Here is a 4,040-nt window from a genome sequence, read left to right on the forward strand (position 1 = left end):
GTCCCCAGGTCCATCAACCGCCCCCGCAGCGCCCCACCCTCGAACACCGCGAAGTGCGCCAGCAGCAGCGGATCCAACGTGAAGCGGTAGCCCAGGCGCCGCTGGAGCACCTGCACCTCCCCGCCACAAATCGCATCAAGGGTCTCCCCGGGCCCCGGTTGGAGCTCGAGCCGCACGCGCCGGGGCCAGTCCGGCAGGGTTCGCGTCAAGACCCTCACGTTGCAAAGCTAGGCTTCACGATCCAGGAACAGAAGGCCCGCCGGTGGAAGCGGTTCCACCCGCAGTGTTCTCGACGGCAATGTCGCCTGTGCCTCCATCACGGCCCTCACCTCCCACAGCGGCGGAGGGTTGAGGGCGAAGCCTGCCTGGAAGGTCCCCTCCTGAACGCCTCGCACCAGGCTCTCCAGCCCCTGCACCGGAAACACCTGCGGATGCCCCGGCGCCTCCGGGTCCTTGATGCCCAGCACCGTCCGCAGCACCAACGCGTTCAGCAAGGCCAGGTCCAGGCTCCGCAGCGTGGGATTGCGAGGTGCCCCCTTCAGGTGCGCCAGGTCCAATCCCTGACGGAACCTCAGGATGCGCCCCCGTCCCCCAGGCAGCACCAGCAGCACCGCGTGTTGTCCACTGATGAGCGTCGCCAGGCGCTCGCGCGCCGCCCCCAGCCCGCGCGGCGTGTCGAGCGGCTCGTCCAGCTCGTACACGCGCGCGTACGCCGTCACCAGGGTGAGGAAGGTCTCTTCCTTGAACGTCTCCACGCCCTTCAAGGCGCGGTGGATGGGCTGGAACTCCAGGCCCGGATCCGACAGGGGCACCACCGCCGCGAGCGACGGCCCGCCCTCGTCCAGCGCCGCCAGCGGGCGCATGGGCGCTTCGTCCAGCACCGCCTGGATGCGCTTCGCCACCGGCGAGGGCTCGATGCGGCGCAGCGACATGGGGTGGCCGTCGTACTGCCCCTGCCACACGGTGATGGCCCGCTCGGAGGCCTCCGCCAGGAGCCCTCGCAGCACGCCGTGGTCGTCCGCGGTGAGCGTGACGGCGGGCTCCACCTCCCAGGCGCGGGGCCGGTACGGGTCATGCTCCAGCGGGACGGCCGCCTCCGGGTCGAGCGCGCATAGCAGGAAGCGCACCGGCGGGCCTCCCAGCTTGCCGGCCGGGCTGTGGATTTCCACGAGGTACATCGCCGGCCGCGCATCCTTCAGCAGGGCCCCCGCGCTTTTCAGGCGCCGCAGCTCCGCCGTGGGATTCGCCGACTCCAGCAACGGCCGGACGTGGGACGGCTGGGGTGCCGCGTTGCTTCGCGGCACGTAGTCGCTGGGCTCCAGCCTGGGCTCCAGCGAAGTCAGGAGGGCCGTGAAGGGATGAACGCGCGCCATGTCGAGGGGAAGGTGGTGTCGCCTGCCCCGCCGTGCCATGGCGCCCGCCCGGACGCTCTACATCCCGTCTACCACCAGACGTTCTTGTAGGGCCGCCCCTTCGCCGAGCGACCGGACGTCATCCTCATCGCCGAGCGGTCCACGCTCTCCTCCCACAGCAGGCTCACCGTGGTGATGGCTCCCGCCGAGCCGAGGAAGGACAGGACGTACGGCGTGGACTGGTCGAAGCCGCCCAGCACCAGACCGGAGATGAGCAGCACCGCCGCGCCCACACCCGCGCCGAAGATGTCCGCGCGGAGGATCTGCGAGGGCGTCGGGTCATACCGCATGGTGGCCAGCGCCAGCGCGCCCGCGCCGATGCCAGGGGCCAGCAGCAGCGTGTCGCGCCACGTCTTGCTGGACACGTCCGTGCCGGAGAAGTGGATGACGGCCAGGAGCAGCGCCGCGTACGCCATGCCCCAGCCCGCGCCCGACGACACCAGCAGGCCGTCATTGAGCGGAAGCTGTCCGCCTCCCAGCCCCGCGGTGAGCCACGCCCCCAGCTCCGCGCCGAGGAAGGCGGACCAGGTCAGCACGCTCGGGTCCTGGGTGAACAGGTCCATGAAGCCCGCCATGAACATGCCGCCCACCACCGAGTTGCCGATGCTGAAGTGGGCCATGGGCTTGTCCACCCAGTTGTTGAACTGCCACCACGCGGAGGCGCCGAAGCCCAGGCCCGCGCCGATGAGCGTGCCCGCGAGCACCTCCTCACGCGAGGCCTTCTTGAAGCTGTAGTCCTTCTTGAAGCTCTGGGTGAAGAGCCCGCCCAGGGCCCCCATCGTCGTGTGGTGGATGATGAACGTGAGGCTGCCGGGGCCGGACAGGAACGGGCCCTGACGGGGCCGGCCGTCCAGCAGCACCCCGGTGTCCTCACCCGGAGGCGCGGCGGAGGCGGTGGTCGACGCGGGCTTCAGCGGATCCGTCTGCCCATCCGGCGTCAGCGGCGCCTGCGGCTGCGTGACGAGCGAGTCCGGCTCCGGAGGCACCCGGGGCGCGTCCGTCGCCGTGGGGTTCGTGCCCTGCGCGGGAGGCTGCTGCGCCGTGGCCGGCGGGTACGTGGAGGGCTGCTGCGCCGGGGGATATCCGTTCTGCGGCTGCTGCGCGGGCGGATACGCGCCCTGCGGCTGCTGCGCGGGCGGATACGCCGGATCCGCGGGCTGCGCGGGCGGATACGTGTTCTGCGGCTGCTGCGCCGGAGGGTACGTGGAGGGCTGCTGCGCCGGGGGATACGCCGGATCCGCGGGCTGCGCGGGCGGATAGGCGTTCTGGGGCTGCTGTGCCGGCGGGTACGCGCCCTGGGGCTGCTGCGCGGGCGGATACGTGGAGGGCTGCTGCGCGGGCGGCGGGTACGCGCCCTGGGGCTGCTGCGCCGGCGGGTACGCGTTCTGCGGCGGCTGCTGCGCGGGCGGATACGCGTTCTGCGGCGGATAGTTCGGAGCCGCGGGCTGCGTCCCCTGCGGCGGCGACGCGGGCGTCGGCGCTGGCGGCGCCGCGGGCTCCTGCGAGTACGCCGGCTGCCGCGGCTGTGCGTAGGAGGGGGATGGGTAGGATGAGGGCGCCTGGGCGCCGGCGGAAGCCGGCATGGCGAGCGCCAGGGCAAGGGCGGCGGCGGAGAGGCAGCTCCAGATTCTCGGGTGAGGCACTCAACGACTCCTTGGGTCGGCCGGCGGCGGAGAAGACCACAACCCGCGCTCCCGCGCCGGTTTTCTGGCACCTCCGTCCACTTGTCGTCCGACGCTCCGGGGCCTTGAACCGCCCAGCACTGAACGACGGGCGCCGCTGCCCGAAGCGCGAGCCGCCGCATTCCAGCCAGACCACCAACGTCGCGCTACGCCATCAAGCGGAAGCCCGCCGCCCGCCCCGTACCGGCCCAGGTGGCACCTGCCCGGACGTCAGGGCAACACGTCCGTGAACCTCCTGAAACATGCACCATGAATACATGATTTATTCCTCCGCGACGCGGACACGGCCCATGCATCCGTAAGACAAATGCCCATCGGGTTTTCGTGGTCGGAGCTCGGCGTGGACTCCGCGCGCGTCCAGGTGGTGAAGGACGTCCCCCTTCCCACCGAGCGCCGTGAGTTCGTCCTCTACTGGTGCATGATCAACCACCGCGTGGAGGAGAACCACGCGCTGGACGTGGCCATCGCCCTGGGCAACCACCTGGGCCTGCCCGTGGTCGTCTACCAGGCGCTGCGTCCGGACTACCCCCATGCCTCGGACCGGCTCCACGCCTGGGCCCTGGAGGGCATGGTGGACATGGCCGCCGGCTGCAAGGCGAAGGGCCTGCCCTACTGGCTGGAGCTGCCCCGTCAACCGAAGGAGCACCGTCCCCGGCTGGCGGAGCTGGGCCTCCGCGCCGCCGCCGTGGTGTCCGACCTGTTTCCCACGTACATCATTCCCGGCCACCTGCGCGGCGCGGCGAAGTCCCTGGACGTGCCGCTGTTCGCGGTGGACGCGTCGTGCGTGGTGCCCATGCAGCGCATCGCCACGGTGCAGGCCGGCGCGTACACGCTGCGACCCGAGAATCTGGAGCTGCCTCTCCGCCGCCGCCCTTGCCCTGGCGCTCGCCATGCCGGCTTCCGCCGGCGCCCAGGCGCCCTCATCCTACCCATCCCCCTCCTACGC

At 71.5% G+C, this 4,040-nt stretch carries 3 protein-coding genes and 1 pseudogene; 1 reads left to right on the forward strand and 3 read right to left on the reverse strand.

The window, feature by feature from the left end; all coding sequences use genetic code 11:
* From HG543_RS52065 to HG543_RS52075, 3 genes and pseudogenes are all read right to left on the reverse strand, one after another.
* A pseudogene (locus HG543_RS52065) lies at positions 1–218 on the reverse strand (tRNA1(Val) (adenine(37)-N6)-methyltransferase); the annotation flags it as partial.
* A gap of 9 nt (positions 219–227) precedes the next feature.
* Positions 228–1,373 (reverse strand): DUF1015 family protein, encoded by a 1,146-nt coding sequence (locus HG543_RS52070; protein ID WP_169352431.1) that lies wholly within the window; start codon positions 1,371–1,373, stop codon positions 228–230.
* 68 nt (positions 1,374–1,441) lie between these two features.
* Positions 1,442–3,055: a cation:proton antiporter gene (locus HG543_RS52075; RefSeq protein ID WP_343073657.1), complete on the reverse strand. Its 1,614-nt coding sequence runs from the start codon at positions 3,053–3,055 to the stop codon at positions 1,442–1,444.
* A gap of 346 nt (positions 3,056–3,401) precedes the next feature.
* Between HG543_RS52075 and HG543_RS52080 the strand changes: the two genes are divergently transcribed.
* A partial coding sequence (locus HG543_RS52080; RefSeq protein WP_246357919.1) for a deoxyribodipyrimidine photo-lyase occupies positions 3,402–4,040 on the forward strand: 639 nt, incomplete at its 3' end.

Source organism: Pyxidicoccus fallax (assembly GCF_012933655.1).
GTDB classification, from domain to species: Bacteria; Myxococcota; Myxococcia; order Myxococcales; family Myxococcaceae; genus Myxococcus; species Myxococcus fallax.